Origin of the sequence: Halomonas faecis (assembly GCF_010993975.1) — a bacterium.
GTDB lineage: Bacteria > Pseudomonadota > Gammaproteobacteria > Pseudomonadales > Halomonadaceae > Halomonas > Halomonas faecis.
On record NZ_JAACZO010000056.1, the window covers coordinates 97,085 to 114,784 of the forward strand.

The window sequence follows — 17,700 nt, forward strand, 5'->3', positions numbered from 1 at the left end:
GGCGCTGCCCGCCCTCGAGGGAACGCCATGAGCCTGCGCATGATCCTGCGCATCCTGGGCCTGCTGCTGATGATGTTCAGCCTGACCATGGTGCCGCCGATCCTCGTCTCCTGGCTGTTCGTCGACGGCATGTGGCAGGACTTCCTGATCGCCATCGGCATCACCGTGGCCACAGGGGCGGTGATGTATCTGCCCAATCGCCATGCACGCCGCGAGCTGCGCACCCGCGACGGCTTCCTGATCGCGGCACTGTTCTGGAGCGTCCTGGCGCTGTTCGGCTCGCTGCCGCTGATGCTCGCTGGCGATTCGGCCCTGTCGCTCACCGATGCCGTCTTCGAATCCTTCTCGGGGTTGACCACTACCGGGGCCACGGTGATCACCGGCATCGAGTACCTGCCGGAGTCGCTGCGCTACTATCGCCAGCAGCTGCAGTGGCTAGGCGGCATGGGGATCGTGGTGCTGGCCGTGGCAATCCTGCCGACCCTCGGCGTCGGCGGCATGGCACTCTATCGAACCGAGATCCCGGGGCCGCTGAAGGACTCCAAGCTCACCCCGCGCATCACCGAAACGGCCAAGGCGCTGTGGTACATCTACGCCTCCCTCACGCTGACCTGCATGCTGGCCTACATGGCGGCCGGCATGCATTGGTTCGATGCCCTGGGCCACAGTTTCTCCACCGTGGCCATCGGGGGCTTCTCCACCTACGACGCCAGCATCGGCCATTTCGACAGTGCCGCCATCGAGTTGATCTGTGCCACCTTCCTGATCGTCTCCGCCATGAGTTTCAGCCTGCACTTCCTGGCCTGGCGCGGCCGCCAGCTCAAGCACTACGTGCAGGATCCCGAAGCCCGCTTCCTGCTGCTGTTCCTGATCGGGCTGACGGTGATCACCGTGGTGTCGCTGTGGCTCACCGAACAATACGGCGTCGAACGCGGCCTGCGTCACGGCTTCTTCGAAGTGGTTTCGGTCGCCACCACGGCGGGGTTCGCGGTGGCGGACTTCTCCGCCTGGCCGGGCGCACTGCCCTTCCTGCTCTTCGTCACCGCCTTCGTGGGCGGCTGCTCCGGCTCCACCGGCGGCGGCATGAAGGTGATCCGCATCATCCTCATCCTCAAGCAGGGCATGCGCGAGGTGATGCGCCTGATCCATCCCAGCGCGGTGATATCGGTCAAGGTGGGCAAAGTCAGCGTGCCGGACGGCATCGCCCAGGCGGTGTGGGGCTTCTTCTCGGTCTACCTGCTGCTGTTCTTCCTGATGCTGGTCGGCGTGATGGCCACCGGCGTCGATCAGGTCACCGCCTGGTCGACGGTGGGCTCGGCGCTCAACAACCTGGGCCCGGCACTGGGTGAGGCAAGCGCCCATTACGGCGACCTGCCCACCGTCACCAAGTGGATTCTGATCGTGGCCATGCTGCTCGGCCGCTTGGAGATATTCACCGTGCTGGTGCTGTTCACGCCGGCCTTCTGGCGCAAGTAGCCAAGGTTTGGTCCCCCGCCAGGCTTCATGGATAATCGACTCTTCAGCCCTCAGTCTCGAGCCGTCATGACCGACTCCCAGGAACCCACCGCCGCCTCCCAGCCCATCATCAGCGGCCCCCACCGCGTCATCGAGATGGGGGGCAGCCGCTATACCCTGCTGGGCACCGCCCACGTCTCGGCCGAGAGCGCCGCGGACGTGCGCAGCCTGATTCGCTCGGGTGAATTCGACGCCGTGGCCATCGAGCTGTGCGATTCGCGCCACCAGAATCTCAGCAACCCCGATGCGCTGGGCGAGCAGGACCTGTTCGCCATCTTCCGACAGGGCAAGGCCGGCATGGTGGCCGCCAGCCTGGCGCTGGGCGCCTTCCAGCAGCGGGTGGCCGAACAATCGGGCATCGAGCCCGGCGCCGAGATGCGCGCCGCCCTGGAGGAGACGCGCCGCGACGGCCTCCCGCTACTGCTGATCGACCGCGACGTGGGCATCACCTTGAAGCGCATCTACCACAACGTGCCCTGGTGGCAGCGCTTCTCGCTGTTTTCGGGTCTGCTGGGCAGCGTGCTGTCGCGCCAGGAGGTATCGAGCGACGAGATCGAGCGGCTCAAGGAGGGCGATGTCCTGGAATCCACCTTCAGCGAGTTCGCCGCCCAGTCCGAAGCACTGTTCACGCCGCTGATCAGCGAGCGCGACCGCTACATGGTCCTGCGCCTGGCCGAGCAGGCACCGCCCGGGCGCTATCGCCACGTGCTGGTGGTGATCGGTGCCGGCCACCTCAAGGGCATGGCCGAGCAGCTCGAGGCGCCGCAGTCCGAGTCACCCACTGCCGAGCGCGAAGCGCTGGAGAGCACCCCGCCCCCATCGCGCCTGTGGCGTGCACTGCCCTGGGTGGTGACGGCCCTGGTGCTGACCGGCTTCGCCATCGGCTTCTCGCGCAACACCGAACTCGGCTGGCAGCTGATCGGCGAGTGGTTCGTGATCAACGGCGTGCTCTCGGGCGTGGCGACGCTGTTCGCCCTCGCCCATCCGCTGACGGTGGCCGCCACCGTCGTCGCCGCCCCGCTCACCTCGCTCAATCCCACCATTGGCGCCGGTTTCGTCGCCGCCGGTGTCGAGCTTTTCCTGCGCAAGCCCAAGGTGCGCGACTTCTCGACCCTGCGCCACGATGTCACCGCACTCAAGGGCTGGTGGCGCAACCGCGTCTCGCGCACGCTGCTGGTATTCCTGTTCGCCACGCTGGGTTCCGCCGCCGGCACCTGGATCGCCGGCTTCCGCATTGCCGACGCCCTGCTGCGCCTGCCGGGCTAGTTATCGCCCATCCAGTCGTCATCGTCCGCCGCTTGCCGGGCGCGGTAAAAAGCGTCGATGACCTCGGCCACCACCTTGCGTTCGGCAACCGGTAGCGCCAGATATTTCTCCAACACCTGGCGCTCTTCGGCACTGATGGTGGATTTCCAGCGCCCCTTCGCCTCGCGAATCCGATTCACGGCGCGCTTTCCATAACGCAGCTCCTGCGGCTCGACGTTCAACCACGCTGCCAGCACTTCGAGCTTCTCCTGCTGGGGCAGGGTTTCGCCCCGCAACCAGCGGCGTACGCCCTGAAGCGTCACGGGCTTGCCCCAGAAACGCAGATTGAACTCGCGTTCCAGTACGGCCGGGCGTGGCTCGTAACCGGCCGCGCGCATGGCATTGGCCAGTCGATCGGCAAAGGCAGACTCGTCGCTCATCGAGGCAACGTGCCGCCTGTGTTACACGCTAGGATAAACTCCGGTTGAATCATAAGGTGAACCAATGGTTAAATTAATGAAGTTGGATGTTATACTCGCCCAGACACCTAGCGCAGGCGACGGCAGCCCCGGGGGCCTCGACCGGGGCGGGGCCCCGCCAAGGACACCGCCATGGACTCGCTGGAAACGGATCTCGTAGCGAGCGACTACCGTGCCGCATTGGCGTACGACCCACGGGCCATTCAACCGTGCGGCTGCCTCATGGCCGTCGACCGGCAATGGCGACGAATCCGGCTTGCCAGCACCAACCTGGCGGACTTTCTCGATCTGCCCCAGACGGATGTCCTGTCGCTTTCTCCCCATCAGTTGCTCGGTGCATCGCTCATCGAGGCATTGCAGCATCAGTTGTCACGGCCATCGACGCCACGCGCTTCGCGCCGTCTGACCGGTCGGCGGCGGTCTCTGCTGGTCACCGCGCACGGCTCGGCCGTCACGGCGACACTCGAGATCGAGCCCCTGGAGAATCTCGACGACGACCTGACCGGTCGTGGCGTCGCCTGGGGACGCCGATTCGATGCCTGCCATGACCCGCAGCAGCTCGAAAGCGTGTTGCTCCAGGCAGTGCAGGAGATCACCGGCCATGCCCATGCCTGCATACGCTACTGCACTCCCGGCGCCGGAGGTCTCGAAGCGGGCACGGGGCTACGCATGGTCGCGGACACCCAAGCGAAGCCGGTACCGCTCATCGGCGACACCACGGTGGATGCCTCCCTGGCTTTTCACGCGCTTCCCGACCGACAGGCGCGACAGTTGCGCCGACGTGCCGTTCGCTCCGTACTGGCCTTCCCTCTGCATGACGAGACGCCCGCTTCCGGTGGTCTGCTGATCGGATACAGTGCCATACCCCGCTACCTGGCACCTCCCGTTCGTCAGCTGCTTCAGCTGGTGGCGCAAGCCGCCTGGCAGCGCCACCAATTGCTCGAGGAGCGCAGCAACCTGCGGCGCCGCCAGCGCTTGCTGGACGCCTACGAGTGCCTCGGCAGCGAAGGCATGCAGCATCTGTCGATCCGCAGCCTGCGGGAGGCCGGCCAGACCTGGCTCGAGATATTCCAGGCCAGCGGCATGCTGTTGACCCAGGGCGACCAGATCAACGGCATCGGTACCCACCCCGAGAAATCGACCCTCGGCGCCATCCTTCGCTTCCTGGACGCCAACGGCCGCCGGCGCCCGTGGAGCCATGACGACCTGGCCAACACCCCGCTTGCAAACGACCTGACGGCCGACGCTGCGTTTGCCGGCCTGCTCGCCGTTCCGCTGCGAACGGGAAACGACGCCACCGGCTGGCTGCTGCTCTTCCGTCGGGCAACCCCAAGCGGCACCAGCCTGCCCTGGCAACCCGCCGACCTGCACCAGGCACAAGAGCTCGCCCGCCTGCTATCGGCCGACATGACCTTGTGCCAGGCCCGCCAGCTCGCCAAGCGACTGCAGGAGCACAATACGACGCTGGCGCGACTCGCCCACACCGATCCCGTCACCCAGGTCGCCAACCGGCACCGCATCGAGCAGGTGCTGGATGCCGAACTGCTCGCTTGTGAGCACAGCCATGAGCCCTGCTCGCTGCTGCTCTTCGACGTCGACCACTTCAAGCGCATCAACGACACGCATGGACACGATGCCGGCGATCGGGTGCTGTACCACCTGGCGCAGGAAACCCTGGCCCGCCTGCGCACCAGTGACCATCTCGGTCGCTGGGGTGGTGAAGAGTTCCTGATCATCGCACCGAACTGCACCTTGCATGCCGCCGCCGACCTTGCCCGGCGGCTGTGCGACGAGATAGCCGAGCTCCCAATGCCATTCGCCGGCCCTATCTCGGCCAGCTTCGGCGTCACCCAGTGGTCAGCGGGCGACACGCCCAAGAGCATCGTCCGGCGCGCCGACCTGGCGATGTATCAAGCCAAGCAGGCGGGAAGGAGCCGCGTGCGAACGGCCTGAGCATGACATGCTCATGCGCCGCGGCGCGCCATCAGGCGCTGCATCGCCGGCGTCGGCGCAGCGATTTTCTCGAAGCGCCGGCTCGCGGCATAGCTGTCGTTGAACGCATCGAAATAATCGTCGAGCACCCGGCCGGCATCCGCGTCGCCGCCCTGACTCAACAGCTCGGCGGCCACTTCGGCAGTGCACAGATGCTCCCTCGAGGCGGGCTTGCGCAGCCGATATCGGGTCTCCCGCTGGGTATGCAGGGGCAACACCGGCAAAGCGTCGAGGTAAGAGCTCCTGCGGAAGATGCGCCGCACCTGCCGCCAGGTGCCATCGAGCAGAATGAACACCGGAACTTTCCCCGAGCGCTTGCTGCTCTCGACGCGCTCCATCCCCACCACCCGTTCGGCATAGTCCGGCTGGTCATCGGGGAAGATCACGAAGGGGGCGTAGCGCGGATCATCGAGCAAGGCCAGCAGGTCCGGATCCGGCGCCGTGCGGTACCAGGTGAACACCTGGGTATCGGGTAGCACGTCACGAATCAACCGCCCGGTATTGGTGGGCTTGTGGTGCTCCAGGGGATGGGTGAGCAACCATACCCGCGCCACACTCCGGGCCTCGACCCGATAAGGACAGAGGCAGTTGAGTTCGGGCAGATTGCAGCCCGCACAGCGCCTGACGAAGCTGCCACGGGCCTTGAACTCCCGCCGCGGCGGACGCGGATGACCGGTGGCAGGGTCGCGAGAAAGACCAGTGGCGGGGTCGTTGGCGACGGCACCGCTCTCGGGCGTGTCCGAGACGGAAGGCTGATCCGACATGATGCTGGGCGACTCTCGACAGGGGGCCAGGCATTCTAGCAATGCTGCACACTGCGGTCACCCGCTCAGCAGGTCCGGTCAGGGCTATCGCGTTAGCAAGTTCACTCGGTGCTGATCCGTCACCAGAGCCACCCCTCGCGCCGACGGCGGTTCCCCCTGCCATTGGCCTCATCGCCTCTGGCTGACGAATGGTGTCGACACTCGCCTCGCGGTTATATCGACGCCATAATGAGGGTCCCACGAGACCGAGCCTCTCGATTCGGACCCCATGCTGTTTTGTGAACCTCGAGCAAGGATGCTGCCATGCCCAAATCCATCACCCTCCTCCTCGCTGCGCTGGGCGGCCTGGCCGTCGGCGCTTTCACCACCCACCAGCTCGCCACTTCGGAGCCCACCGCATCCGAGAACGACGCCATTCCCCAGCTCCAGCTCGGCGACCGCCATCATGGCGAGATCACCTCGGACAACGAGCTGAACGGTAACGACGGCAGTCGCTACCGACGCCACCACCTCTCCCTGGAGGAAGGCGAGCTGGTGGAGATCTCGCTCGGCGGCGCCCTGCATGGTCGACTGGCCCTCTTCGATCCTCACGGGCAACTGGTCGGCGGGGCCGGGCCAAGCGCAACGTTGCGTCGGCGCATCGACGAAAGTGGCAACTACCTACTGGTGGTCAGTGGCGACGACGCCCGCAGCTATGGGCCCTTCGACCTGTCCAGCCGTGCCCTCGATCTCGCCCTGAGCGATACCGACCAACTGACGGGGTCGTCCCAGTTGGAGGGCTGGCTACAGGGCGAGTCCAACGAACACTCCCTGACCATAGAGGAAGCGGGCCTCTACGAAATCGAGCTGCGCTCCGACGACTTCGACGCCTTCCTGGTACTGGAGGGGGACAACGGGCTGCACCGCGAGGACGACGACGGCGCCGACGACCTGAACGCCCGCATCACCACCTTTCTCGAGCCCGGCGACTATCGGCTCATCAGCCGTCGCTTCGATGGGAGCTCGGGAACGGAAGGGCTCTACCAGCTGGAGGTGGCATCCAAGACGTTGTCTCAGCCGTTGCAGCGCGACGGTGAGCTGCCCATCGGCGACGGCATCAACGGCTGGTACGACGGCAGCCCTCTGCAGTACCAGCTAATTCTGGAGGAAGATGCCATCGTCACGCTGGAGATGCGTTCCGACGACTTCGATACCTACCTGGAGCTGGAGGGTCAGGGACGTCATCTTCACGACGACGACGGCGGCCAAGGCACCCACTCCCGACTCATGCAGCGCCTGTCGGCCGGAGAGTACACCGTCACGCCCAGCGGCTACGGCGACGGCAATTCCGGCCTCTTCGAACTCGACGTCAACCTCGCCCCCGCGAGCGAGCCGGCCGATGACGAGCCCCTGCCCTTCGACGCCCCGATCCAGGCTTGGCTCGATCCCGGCGCCATGGACGAGTACGTCATCGAGATCGAGGAAGCCGGCCGCTATCGTCTGGACATGACTTCCGAGGCGCTGGACGCCTATCTCGAGCTGGAGGGAGAGGGCCTCTCCCTTCAGGACGACGATGGCGGCAACGGCTTCGACGCACGTATCCAGGTCCATCTGGAGCCCGGCGTCTATCGAGCCATCGCTCGCTCCTTCAACCGCGATGACACGGGCCCCTATCGCCTGAGCCTGGTTACGGAGTAGCCGACCGACAGGCGGGCCCGTCGCCCCGTTCCTGCTCGCCGGAGCGGCGCGCCGCATCAACGCCTAGCGACTGGGGGCCGCCAACAGCGTGTCCGGCACCCAGAGCCGGCCCTCACGCCGCCAGTGGCGGGCAAGCGACGGCACGCCCTTGCCGGCCGGCTGGCTGAGACGCGTAACCCCCGGCGGCGCCAGCGCATGCGCCTCGGGGTCGACCAGCACGCAGGGTACATCCATTCCCACCTGGTCGAGCAGCGAAGCCGCCGGCATCACGGCCAGCGAGGTACCCACCACCAGCAGCAGGTCGGCCGCGGCGGCAATTTCGCACGCCTCGCCGAAGCGCGGCACGCTCTCGCCGAACCACACCACGTCGGGGCGCAGTTGGCTGCCCTTGTCGCACACGTCACCCAGGCGGATGCCGCCGCGCCGCAGCGGGTAGCGCAACCGCGGATCCACCGAGGAGCGCGCCTGAAGGATCTCCCCGTGCAGATGGAGTACATCGCGCGAGCCGGCGCGCTCGTGCAGGTCATCGATGTTCTGAGTGATGATGCTGACCCGGAAGCCCTGCGCCTCGAGGGCTGCCAGCGCCCGGTGGGCGGCGTTGGGACGGGCGCGGCGCACCTGTTCCCGGCGGGCGTCGTAGAAGCGCAGCACGCGCTCGGGATCGCGATGCCACGCCTCGGGGGTCGCCACCGTCTCGACGGGGTGGTCGGCCCACAGCCCATCGCTGGCACGAAAGGTCTGGATACCGCTCTCGGCACTGATCCCCGCGCCGGTCAGCACGACCAGATGGGGACGCTGCGACTCGCCCAAGATCCGCTCCTCGTCATGTCGCATCGACTCAATAGACCAGCCCGTTGCCGTCGTTTCCGGCAAAGCGCTGCTTGTTGCGATAGGGATAGACGTCGATCACCCGCCCGTCGCGGATGGCCTGCTGCAACCCCTGCCAGTAGTCGGCATCGAAGAGTTCCGGATGCAGCGTGTAGAAGAGCTTGCGCAAGCGCAGATTGGCGAACAGGAAGGGACCGAACTCTTCGGGAAAAATATCATTCGGCCCCACCGAGTACCAGGGTTCGTCGGCCAGCTCCTGCTCGGGATACAGGGGCTCGGGAATGTGACGGAAGTTGCACTCGGTGAGATAGCAGATCTCGTCGTAGTCGTAAAAGATCACCCGGCCATGGCGGGTCACGCCGAAGTTCTTGAGCAGCATGTCGCCGGGGAAGATGTTGGCGGCAGCCAGTTGCTTGATGGCATTGCCGTAGTCCTTGAGCACGGCCCGCATCTCGGCTTCGTCGCACTGCTCCAGGTAGAGGTTGAGCGGCGTCATCATGCGCTCGGTGTAGCAGTGCTCGATGATCACTTTGTCGCCCTTGAGATACACGATGGAGGGCGCCACGCGCAGCAGCTCATCCAGGCACTCGGGGTCGAAGTGATCGCGGCGGGCGATGAAGTGCGAGAACTCCTGAGTGTCGGCCATGCGCCCCACGCGGTCGTGGCGCTTGACCAGGCGATACTTGTCGCGAACGTCCTCGTGACTCATCTCCTTGGTGGGATCGAAGCGATCCTTGATGATCTTGAACACGGTGCGAAACGACGGCAGCACGAACACGGCCATCACCATGCCGCGCACCCCCGGCGCGATGATGAAGCGATCCTCGCGCTTGGCCACCTGCTGGTTGAGAGCGCGAAAGAATTCGGTCTTGCCGTGCTTGAAGAAGCCGATGGCGGCATAGAGCTCGCCGGCGGGCTTGTCGGGCATCAGTTCGCGCAGGTAGTCGACGAACTCCCCGGGCACCGGCACCTCGACCTGGAAGTAGGCGCGCGTGAAGGAGAAGATGATCGACACCTCGTCGGGCTCGATGAGCACCGTGTCCAGGTGCAGCCCCTCGCCCTCGTCATGCAATACCGGCAGCACCAGCGGCACCTGCTCGCCACCGCCACGAATGCGCCCCACCAGGTAGGCGCCCTTGTTGCGATAGAACACGCTTTCGAGCAGCTCCACCTCGGCATCCGCGGCATCGTGCAGCGCCGCCGGCAGATGGCCGTGCAGGAAGTCGGCACCCAGGCGGGCATCCCGCCCCAGGTCGTCGAAGGGCGTCTCGAAGGGTGCCTCCGCCAGCGCCCAGCGAATGGCCGCCTGCCAGTCGCCATTCACCGCGAGACGCCGGCAAAGCTCGATGCCCGAGCGGTGTGCCGCAGCGTCGCGCGAACTGTAGACGAACATCCAGTCGTTGCGAATATGGCGATGATGGAAGACCGAACAGAACAGCGAGTTGAAGTAGGTCTCGGCCAGTTCGTAGTCGAGCCGCTGGCTGATCAGCTCGGCATAGTGGTTTCTCGCCTCGCGCCAGCACTCGCAGTGGGTCAGTTCCTCCTCGCTGAAGGTTCGTCGCAGTCGCTCCAGGGTATCGTCGACTTTCTCTGCATAGAGATTGATGCGCTCCGCCGAGGCCTGCTGCGCTTCGCGCCAGGCAGCATCGCGAAAGCGTCGGCTGGCATCGGCGGTGATGGCCTTGAAGCGCGAACGATACTCGTCGAAGCCATGCAGGATGGTGGCGGCAAGGCGATAGGCAGGCGACAGCTTCATGGGGAACTCCAGGCGGCTTGAGCGCCCAGCATCGCGGATTTTGTGCCGCCGAGCGAGCCGACCATGGTGTATCGGTCTGTAGCGTGGCGACACGCCGCCCAGCGCCGCTGTCATCGTTTCATCATGCCGTTGTCGCCGCGGCGTCACGCGAAGCCGGCAGTCTCGCAGTGAGAAGATCACCCACGAGGTCGTCATGCGCATCTGTCTGGTCAGCGAAACCTGGGCACCCGACATCAATGGCGTCGCCCACACGCTCGGCCACCTGGCCGACGAGCTGCACGGCCGCGGTGTCGAGCTCCAGTTGGTGCGACCAGGACCATCGCAGGGCGTTCGGTTCCAGCGGGCGGCGGGCATGCAGGCGGAGCTTCACGTGCGCGGCGTGTCCCTGCCTGGCTATCGGGAAGTCCGAATCGGCCTGCCCGCGCCGCGGCGACTGCAAAGCCTGTGGCAACGGCAGCGACCCGACGCGGTCTATCTCGCCACCCAGGGCCCGCTGGGCTGGTCGGCCCGCCGAATCGCCCGCCGCCACGACATCCCCGTCGTCGCCGGCTGGCACACCAACTTCGATCACTACTGTCACGATTACGGCCTACCGTGGCTGGAACCGGTCCTGCTAAGCGCGCTTCGCCGCTTTCACAACGGCTGTGCGGCCACCCTGGTGCCGACCCATGCCCAAGTGCAGAGCCTGCACGGTCAAGGCTTCCAGCGCCTGGCCGTGATGGGCCGCGGCATCGACGGCGAACGCTTCTCGCCAGCCCACCGCGACTCTCGGCTGCGCACCCAGTGGGGCGTCGACGACCATACCCCGGTCGCCCTCTACGTCGGTCGGCTGGCCTGGGAGAAGAACCTGACGCTGCTCGAAGAGACCTTTCGCGCCCTGCTCGAGGCCCGGCCCGACATGGCGCTGGTGATCGTCGGCGACGGTCCGGCCCGGGCACGCCTCGAGACGGCGCTGCCCGATGCGCACTTCACCGGCTTCGTATCCCGCGAGGCGCTGCCGCGCTATTACGCCAGTGCCGACCTGTTCGTATTCCCCTCGCTGTCGGAGACCTGGGGCAACGTGGTCCTGGAAGCCATGGCCAGCGGCCTGGCGGTGATCGCCTATCGCCACGCCGCGGCCGCCGAGCTGATCGGCCACGATCACCATGGTCTGGCCATCATCCCCGGCGATGAGACGAGCTTTCGGGATGCGGCGGTGGCGCTCTCTCAGCAACCGGCCCGCTTCGCTCGTCTTGGCCGCGCCGCCCGGCAGCGTGCGCTGGAATATCGCTGGCCGGCCATCACCGATGCCTTCCTCGCCGTTATCGACCATGTCCGGGAGAGAGACCATGAAACCGCGCGCCCCTGCGGTGTTTGACCGCCTCGACCTGCTGGAGTGGCAGCTCTGCCAGCGCATTGCTCGCTTCAGTCTCTATCGCCCCTGGCTCGGCACGCTACGCCTGGCCAGCAAGCTCGGCGACTGGCCGGTCTGGGTGGCGCTGATCGCCGCCCAGCCGTGGCTTCACGGTTCCCAAGGCTACGCCCGTATGGCGCAGTACACGCTCACCGCCCTGTTGGCCATCGTCGTCTATCGAGCACTCAAGACGCGACTGTGCCGCGAACGCCCCTTCATCACCTTCGGCGCACGCATCACCTGCCGCGAACCGGCTCGCGACCGCTACAGCTTCCCCAGCGGCCACACCATGCACGCGGTGCTGTTCTGCGTGCTCACCGCGCACCACGCCCCGGCACTGCTGCCCTGGCTGGTGCCGCTGGCGCTGATGATTGCGGTATCGCGGGTGGGGTTGGGGCTGCACTACATGAGCGACGTACTCGCCGGCGCGGCCATCGGCTACGCCTTCGCCATGGCCAGCCTGGCGCTGGCCGGGTGAGGCAGTCCGGGACATTCCACCGACATCGCTTCGTCACCCCATCGTCATGTCACCGACACGCCCCTGTCATCGATGCCGACCAGCATCGAGGGTGTCATTCACCCCCACAATCACAGGTGACAGCATGCGTTGCGTTTTCCCCAACCGTACTCTGTTCGGCGCCGCTTTCGCCGCCAGCGCCGTCGTCATGGGCCTCTCCTCGGCCCACGCCGACTTCGCGCTGAGCGAACGCTACAACGATGCCGACGGTGACTTGGTGGCCGACGTCCCCGAGGACGAATCGCAGTGGCTCGACCCGGACACCCTGGTGTTCGCCTACACCCCGGTGGAAGATCCGGCCGTCTACGCCGAAGTCTGGGCCGGCTTCCTCGAGCACATGGAGGAGGTGACCGGCAAGGAGGTGCAGTTCTTCCCGGTGCAGTCCAACGCCGCCCAGATCGAGGCGATGCGTGCCGGACGCCTGCACGTGGCCGGCTTCAATACCGGCTCCAACCCTCTTGCCGTGGCTTGTGCCGGCTTCCGCCCCTTCGCCATGATGGCCGCCGAGGATGGCAGCTTCGGCTACGAGATGGAGGTCATCACCTACCCGGGCTCCGGTATCGATGAGGTGGAAAACATCCGCGGCCGTACCCTCACCCACACCTCGGAAACCTCCAATTCCGGCTTCAAGGCGCCCACCGCGTTGATGGCCTCGGAATTCGGCATGACCTCCGGCGAAGACTACGAGGTCGACTTCTCCGGCAAGCACGACAACTCCGTGCTCGGCGTAGCCAATGAGGACTATGAAGTCGCCACCGTCGCCAATTCGGTGAAGAACCGCATGATCGACCGCGGCGTGATCGAGGCCGACCAGGTGGAAGTGCTTTATCAGTCCGATACCTTCCCCACCACTGGCTACGGCACCGTCTACAACCTGGCGCCGGAACTTCAGGAAGCGATCCAGGAAGCCTTCTTCAGCTTCGACTGGGAAGGCAGTGCACTGGCCGAGGAGTTCGGTCGCAACGGCGAGGAGCAGTTCATCCCCATCTCCTTCCAGGAGCACTGGGCGGTGATCCGTCAGATCGACGAGGCCAACGGCGTCGAATACGACTGCAATTGAGCCCTCTCTCCACGTGAGACCGCGGGCGGCTCGGCCGCCCGCCTTTTGCGTTCATTGCGGAGCCTCCCGTGCTAGACATTCAACGACTTTCCAAGACCTATGGTTCCCGAGGCGGGGCCACCGGCGACAAGGCCCTGCGCGACGTGTCTTTCCGCGTGCCGCGGGGTCAGGCGCTGGGCCTCATCGGCCCCTCCGGGGCGGGCAAGTCGACGCTGATCCGCTGCATCAACCGCCTGGTGGAACCCTCGAGCGGCGAAATCCGGCTCGGCGAGACCGACCTCATTGCCCTGGGTAGCCGCGATCTGCGTCGCGCGCGCCGACGTATCGGCATGATCTTCCAGGAGTACGCCCTGGTGGAACGCCTCACCGTGATGGAGAACGTGCTCTCCGGCCGGCTGGGCTACGTGCCCTTCTGGCGCAGTTTCACACGGCGCTTTCCCGGCCGCGACATCGAGAACGCCTACCGCCTGCTCGACCGGGTGGGCCTGCTCGACCATGCCGACAAGCGCGCCGATGCTCTCTCCGGCGGTCAGCGCCAGCGCGTGGGCATCGCCCGTGCCCTGGCCCAGGAGCCGGAGCTGCTACTGGTGGATGAGCCTACGGCCAGCCTCGACCCCAAGACCAGCCGCCAGATCATGCGCTTGATCACCGCGATCGGCGCGGAGCGCAACCTGCCGACCATCGTCAATATCCATGACGTGCCCCTGGCGCAGCAGTTCATGGACCGTATCGTCGGTCTGCGCGGCGGCGAACTGGTATTCGACGGCAGCCCCGAAGCGCTGACGGAAAGCCAGCTCACCACCATCTACGGCGCCGAGGACTGGACCGCCATGCGCCAGAACCATGAAGAGGACGAGGCCGCCGAACGGGCCAATCGTCTGACGCTGGCGGGAGGTGCCGGATGACTGGAGCCGGCCACTACCCACGTCACTGGCGCCGCCCCCCGCAAATCCTCACCCATCGCGGCTGGCGCCTGGCGCTGCAGTTGGCCATCCTGGCCTATCTGGTGCTGGCTTTCGGCACGGTGGAAGTCAACGGCTCGCGAGTCGTCGAGGGGCTGGAGCGTGGGGCACGTTTCGTGCAGGGCTTCCTGCAGCCGGACTTCACCAGCCGCTGGAGCGACATCCGCCAGGGTCTGATCGAGAGCCTGACCATGACGCTGACCGCCACCGTGGTGGGCATTCTGGTCTCGGTGCCCATCGGCATCGGTGCGTCCCGCAACCTGGTACCGCCACCCGTCTACCTGGTGTGCCGCTCGATCATTGCGGTGAGCCGTTCGCTGCAGGAGATCATCATCGCCATCTTCCTGGTGGCCATGTTCGGCTTCGGACCCTTCGCCGGCTTCGTCACCCTGGCCTTCGCCTCCATCGGTTTTCTCGCCAAGCTGCTCGCCGACGACATCGAGGAGATCGATGCCAGCCAAGCCGAAGCGATCCGCGCCACCGGCGCCAGCTGGTGGCAGCTGATCCACTACGCCGTGCAGCCCCAGGTGATGCCGCGACTGATCGGCCTGTCACTCTATCGCCTGGACATCAACTTCCGCGAGAGCGCGGTGATCGGCATCGTCGGCGCCGGCGGCATCGGCGCCACCCTCAACACCGCCATCGACCGCTACGAGTACGACAGTGCCGGCGCCATCCTGCTGATCGTCATCGCCATCGTCATGCTGGTGGAGTACAGCTCCAGTCATCTGAGGAAATATCTGCAATGACCCGACTCGATCCGACCGCCAGCGAGCCGACCCACTACGCTCAAGTGTGGTCCATCCGCACGCCCAAGGCGCGGCTGGCGCTGTGGGCCGGCTGGCTGGCCCTGGTGGCACTCTTCGTAGGGTGCTGGCAGGTAATGAACGCCGGTACCATGTGGGTCTTCGTCGCCGACGCACCGAGTCAGGCGGCCGACATCGGCAGCCGCATGTTCCCGCCGCGGCTGGGCTACCTGCCCGAGCTGCTGGCACCGCTGTGGGACACCCTCAACATCGCCACCCTGGGCACCCTGGGCGGGGTGATCCTGGCCGTGCCGGTGGCCTTTCTGGCGGCCCGCAATACCACCCCCTCGGCACTGCTGGTACGCCCCGTGGCGCTGCTGGTGATCGTCGCCTCGCGCTCGATCAACTCGCTGATCTGGGCACTGCTGCTGGTGGCCATCATCGGGCCGGGCCTGCTTGCCGGCATCGTGGCCATCGCCCTGCGCTCCATCGGCTTCGTCGGCAAGCTGCTCTACGAGGCCATCGAGGAAACCGACGTTCGCCAGATCGAGGCCGTCACCGCCACCGGCGCCAGCCGCTCCCAAATCATCCACTACGGCATCGTGCCCCAGGTGCTACCCGCCTTCTGGGGCATCTCGGTGTTCCGCTGGGACATCAACATCCGCGAAAGCACCATCCTCGGCCTGGTGGGCGCCGGCGGCATCGGCATGAAACTGCAGTCGTCGATCGATACGCTGGCCTGGTCCCAGGTGGCGACCATTCTGATCGTGATTCTCGCCACGGTAGTGGTGAGCGAAGCGGTCTCGGCGCGGCTGCGTCACGCACTCATCTGATGCGACGATCCACGAACAGGCTGTTACCCGGCTGCTTCTTGGCCTGTTTCTTGAGGTCGGAGAGCTCCGTGGCGATATCCAGCGCCATGTCCTGCGTCCCGGCCGGTACCGGGCGGGCCGCCAGCGACACGCTGACGATGGGAAAGAAGGTCTCGACGCCCTGGCGGTTCTCGAGATGGATGCCGCCGGCGAGACGCTCGGCATCGTCGTAGAAATCCGGCGCGATCGTGGCGAAGGCCTCGAGGATGCGGCGACAGGTATCGCGCCAGCTGGCATCCTCCAGCAACAACACGAAGTCGTCGCCGCCCACGTGACCGACGAAATCGACCTCGTCCGCCTGGGCCTGCAGCAGGCTGGCCACGGCGATGATCACCCGGTCGCCGCGAGCATAGCCGTAGGCGTCGTTGAACGCCTTGAAATGATCCAGATCGCAGTAGACCGCCGTGAAGGGCTCGCCGCCCTCCAACCACCGGGCCAGGGTCTCGTTGATCAGGATATTGCCCGGCAGGCCGGTCAGCGGGTTGGCATGCCGCGCCTGCCGCACCTGTATCGCGGTGATCTCGCGCAGCAGGTCGACGATATTGCCCATGCCTCGATAGTGGCCGTCACCGTCGACGATCACGAAGTCTTCCTGCTGCCCGTCGTCGCCGGCCGTCACGCGCTGGCTGAGCTTGGCCAGTGGCGTGTCGGCGGCCGCCACCAGCATCTGCGTATCGGCCAGTTCACGTATCTGACGCTTGGCATACAGCGAATGGCTGAACGGGTTGGTGAACAGCATCAGAAAGGCGTTGCGCCGCACCACCCCCAGCGGCCGCCCTCGATCCACGACGGGCACGCAGCGCAGCGACGGATGGCGGCGAAAGCGCTCCACCAACACCGGCACGGGCATGTCTGGCGGCACGGCGGCAATGTCTCGGGTAATGGAACAGGCGCAGCGCGCGGGCTCCTGGCACGGCGTCGCATGGGCGGGTAGCAGGTGGGAGACGTTGTGCGGTGGCGCTTCGCTGGGCCGCGCGAAGAAATAGCCCTGCAGCAGCGACAGGCCACGATCGAGTTCCCATAGGCAGCGATGCTCTTGCTCGGTCTCGATGCCCTCGGCGATCAGCTGGCAATCCAGGCTGCGCGCCACGTCGAGAATCGAGCGCAGGAATTCGCGCTTGGCCGGCGCCTGGTCGATGCCCGCCACGAAGTGACGGTCGAGCTTGACGAAATCCGGCCGCAACTCCGACCAGTGCCGCAGGCTGGAATGGCCTGCGCCGAGATCGTCCAGCGCCACCTGGAAGCCCATCTCGCGGTAGTGGGCCACCGCCTGGCGCATCAAAGCGTAGTCGTGGATCGGCATGTGCTCGGTGAGCTCGATCACCACCCGGTTCGGCGCCAATCCCGCCTCGTGCAGGAACCGCAGGGTGAGACCTTCCCGGAAGTCGCGCTCGACGATGGTGGCCGGCATGACGTTGAGAAACAGCTGCCCCGGCAGACCCAACGTCACGAAGCGCTGAATCGCCAGGCGCCGGCACAATAGGTCCAGCTCCACCAGCAGGCCGGCGTGCATGGCCACGTCGAACAGGCGTACCGGCGAACGCAGGGGCGATCCCTCGGGACCGCGCGCCAGCGCCTCGTAGCCGTGGATCGTCCGACGCCCGGCATCGACGATGGGCTGGAAATGCACCACCAGCCGCTCACCCTCGATGATCGCTCTGAGTGCGTCTCCCTCCGTCGTCATGGCTCTTCCCTGCATCATGGTCGTGCGAAGAGAATGCGACACCACCGTGACATGGGTATGACAGCAACGCCATGGCGCAGACCGGCCCACGGTGGATCGCTCGGAATGGCCGCTTGTGCCTCGATACTCACGATGGCTGAACGCCCGCGCCGGATGACAAGTCATCCCCAGACGGCGACAATGAGCGCCCTTCGCGAAGGGAACGGACGA

Annotated in this window: 15 protein-coding genes; 10 read left to right on the plus strand and 5 right to left on the minus strand. The window is 66.1% G+C overall.

Features of this window, described 5'->3' with window-relative positions:
• Positions 1–27: 27 nt before the first annotated feature.
• Both GFD32_RS16300 and GFD32_RS16305 read left to right on the plus strand, forming a co-directional pair.
• The gene (locus tag GFD32_RS16300; RefSeq protein WP_163577655.1) at positions 28–1,476 is read left to right on the plus strand and encodes a TrkH family potassium uptake protein; all 1,449 of its coding nucleotides are present in this window, start codon (positions 28–30) and stop codon (positions 1,474–1,476) included.
• 66 nt (positions 1,477–1,542) lie between these two features.
• Positions 1,543–2,781 (plus strand): TraB/GumN family protein, encoded by a 1,239-nt coding sequence (locus GFD32_RS16305; protein WP_163577656.1) that lies wholly within the window; start codon positions 1,543–1,545, stop codon positions 2,779–2,781.
• Here GFD32_RS16305 and GFD32_RS16310 read toward each other — a convergent pair.
• A complete protein-coding gene (locus tag GFD32_RS16310) occupies positions 2,778–3,200 on the minus strand; it encodes a transcriptional regulator (protein WP_163577657.1) in 423 nt (140 codons plus the stop codon). The genes GFD32_RS16305 and GFD32_RS16310 overlap by 4 nt on opposite strands.
• 171 nt (positions 3,201–3,371) lie before the next feature.
• On the opposite strand from GFD32_RS16310, the gene GFD32_RS16315 reads away from it, so the two are divergent.
• The gene (locus GFD32_RS16315; RefSeq protein WP_163577658.1) at positions 3,372–5,192 is read left to right on the plus strand and encodes a sensor domain-containing diguanylate cyclase; all 1,821 of its coding nucleotides are present in this window, start codon (positions 3,372–3,374) and stop codon (positions 5,190–5,192) included.
• Between the two features lie 11 nt (positions 5,193–5,203).
• On the opposite strand, the gene GFD32_RS16320 is transcribed toward GFD32_RS16315, so the two are convergent.
• Positions 5,204–5,995: a tRNA-uridine aminocarboxypropyltransferase gene (locus tag GFD32_RS16320; protein ID WP_163577659.1), complete on the minus strand. Its 792-nt coding sequence runs from the start codon at positions 5,993–5,995 to the stop codon at positions 5,204–5,206.
• Positions 5,996–6,298: 303 nt separating this feature from the next.
• On the opposite strand from GFD32_RS16320, the gene GFD32_RS16325 reads away from it, so the two are divergent.
• Entirely contained in the window at positions 6,299–7,672 is a 1,374-nt protein-coding gene (locus tag GFD32_RS16325; protein WP_163577660.1) for a hypothetical protein, read from the plus strand.
• Between the two features lie 63 nt (positions 7,673–7,735).
• Here the strand turns inward: GFD32_RS16325 and GFD32_RS16330 are convergent, their stop codons facing one another.
• Together GFD32_RS16330 and aceK are read right to left on the minus strand one after the other, a co-directional pair.
• The gene (locus tag GFD32_RS16330) at positions 7,736–8,482 is read right to left on the minus strand and encodes an SIR2 family NAD-dependent protein deacylase (RefSeq protein ID WP_240455686.1); all 747 of its coding nucleotides are present in this window, start codon (positions 8,480–8,482) and stop codon (positions 7,736–7,738) included.
• A gap of 28 nt (positions 8,483–8,510) precedes the next feature.
• The gene (gene aceK / locus GFD32_RS16335) at positions 8,511–10,256 is read right to left on the minus strand and encodes a bifunctional isocitrate dehydrogenase kinase/phosphatase (RefSeq protein WP_163577662.1); all 1,746 of its coding nucleotides are present in this window, start codon (positions 10,254–10,256) and stop codon (positions 8,511–8,513) included.
• 193 nt (positions 10,257–10,449) lie between these two features.
• Here aceK and GFD32_RS16340 point away from each other — a divergent pair, with 193 nt between their 5' ends.
• The 6 genes from GFD32_RS16340 to phnE (GFD32_RS16365) all read left to right on the plus strand — a co-directional run bounded on the left by GFD32_RS16340 (position 10,450) and on the right by phnE (GFD32_RS16365) (position 15,767).
• The gene (locus tag GFD32_RS16340; RefSeq protein ID WP_163577663.1) at positions 10,450–11,613 is read left to right on the plus strand and encodes a glycosyltransferase family 4 protein; all 1,164 of its coding nucleotides are present in this window, start codon (positions 10,450–10,452) and stop codon (positions 11,611–11,613) included.
• Entirely contained in the window at positions 11,585–12,127 is a 543-nt protein-coding gene (locus GFD32_RS16345; protein WP_163577664.1) for a phosphatase PAP2 family protein, read from the plus strand. The genes GFD32_RS16340 and GFD32_RS16345 overlap by 29 nt, the downstream gene beginning before the upstream one ends.
• Before the next feature lie 124 nt (positions 12,128–12,251).
• Complete coding sequence (phnD, locus tag GFD32_RS16350) at positions 12,252–13,226, plus strand: phosphate/phosphite/phosphonate ABC transporter substrate-binding protein (RefSeq protein WP_163577665.1); 975 nt, start codon at positions 12,252–12,254, stop codon at positions 13,224–13,226.
• Between the two features lie 68 nt (positions 13,227–13,294).
• Positions 13,295–14,131: a phosphonate ABC transporter ATP-binding protein gene (phnC, locus tag GFD32_RS16355; protein ID WP_163577666.1), complete on the plus strand. Its 837-nt coding sequence runs from the start codon at positions 13,295–13,297 to the stop codon at positions 14,129–14,131.
• A complete protein-coding gene (gene phnE, locus GFD32_RS16360; protein WP_163577667.1) occupies positions 14,128–14,937 on the plus strand; it encodes a phosphonate ABC transporter, permease protein PhnE in 810 nt (269 codons plus the stop codon). The genes phnC and phnE (GFD32_RS16360) overlap by 4 nt, the downstream gene beginning before the upstream one ends.
• Positions 14,934–15,767: a phosphonate ABC transporter, permease protein PhnE gene (phnE, locus tag GFD32_RS16365; RefSeq protein ID WP_163577668.1), complete on the plus strand. Its 834-nt coding sequence runs from the start codon at positions 14,934–14,936 to the stop codon at positions 15,765–15,767. Before phnE (GFD32_RS16360) ends, phnE (GFD32_RS16365) begins: the two co-directional genes overlap by 4 nt.
• Here phnE (GFD32_RS16365) and GFD32_RS16370 read toward each other — a convergent pair.
• Positions 15,760–17,490, minus strand: coding sequence for a bifunctional diguanylate cyclase/phosphodiesterase (locus GFD32_RS16370; RefSeq protein ID WP_240455687.1), 1,731 nt, complete (start codon positions 17,488–17,490; stop codon positions 15,760–15,762). The genes phnE (GFD32_RS16365) and GFD32_RS16370 overlap by 8 nt on opposite strands.
• Positions 17,491–17,700 lie beyond the last annotated feature (210 nt).

What these genes read in the sequence shown, in the direction of transcription:
- phnE (WP_163577667.1), top strand. Translation starts at nt 14,128, where the DNA reads ATGACTGGAGCCGGCCACTACCCACGTCACTGGCGCCGCCCCCCGCAA.
- aceK (WP_163577662.1), bottom strand. Translation starts at nt 10,256, where the DNA reads ATGAAGCTGTCGCCTGCCTATCGCCTTGCCGCCACCATCCTGCATGGC.
- GFD32_RS16325 (WP_163577660.1), top strand. Translation starts at nt 6,299, where the DNA reads ATGCCCAAATCCATCACCCTCCTCCTCGCTGCGCTGGGCGGCCTGGCC.
- GFD32_RS16345 (WP_163577664.1), top strand. Translation starts at nt 11,585, where the DNA reads ATGAAACCGCGCGCCCCTGCGGTGTTTGACCGCCTCGACCTGCTGGAG.
- phnE (WP_163577668.1), top strand. Translation starts at nt 14,934, where the DNA reads ATGACCCGACTCGATCCGACCGCCAGCGAGCCGACCCACTACGCTCAA.
- GFD32_RS16305 (WP_163577656.1), top strand. Translation starts at nt 1,543, where the DNA reads ATGACCGACTCCCAGGAACCCACCGCCGCCTCCCAGCCCATCATCAGC.
- GFD32_RS16300 (WP_163577655.1), top strand. Translation starts at nt 28, where the DNA reads ATGAGCCTGCGCATGATCCTGCGCATCCTGGGCCTGCTGCTGATGATG.
- GFD32_RS16340 (WP_163577663.1), top strand. Translation starts at nt 10,450, where the DNA reads ATGCGCATCTGTCTGGTCAGCGAAACCTGGGCACCCGACATCAATGGC.
- GFD32_RS16310 (WP_163577657.1), bottom strand. Translation starts at nt 3,200, where the DNA reads ATGAGCGACGAGTCTGCCTTTGCCGATCGACTGGCCAATGCCATGCGC.
- GFD32_RS16370 (WP_240455687.1), bottom strand. Translation starts at nt 17,490, where the DNA reads ATGACGACGGAGGGAGACGCACTCAGAGCGATCATCGAGGGTGAGCGG.
- GFD32_RS16320 (WP_163577659.1), bottom strand. Translation starts at nt 5,995, where the DNA reads ATGTCGGATCAGCCTTCCGTCTCGGACACGCCCGAGAGCGGTGCCGTC.
- phnD (WP_163577665.1), top strand. Translation starts at nt 12,252, where the DNA reads ATGCGTTGCGTTTTCCCCAACCGTACTCTGTTCGGCGCCGCTTTCGCC.
- GFD32_RS16315 (WP_163577658.1), top strand. Translation starts at nt 3,372, where the DNA reads ATGGACTCGCTGGAAACGGATCTCGTAGCGAGCGACTACCGTGCCGCA.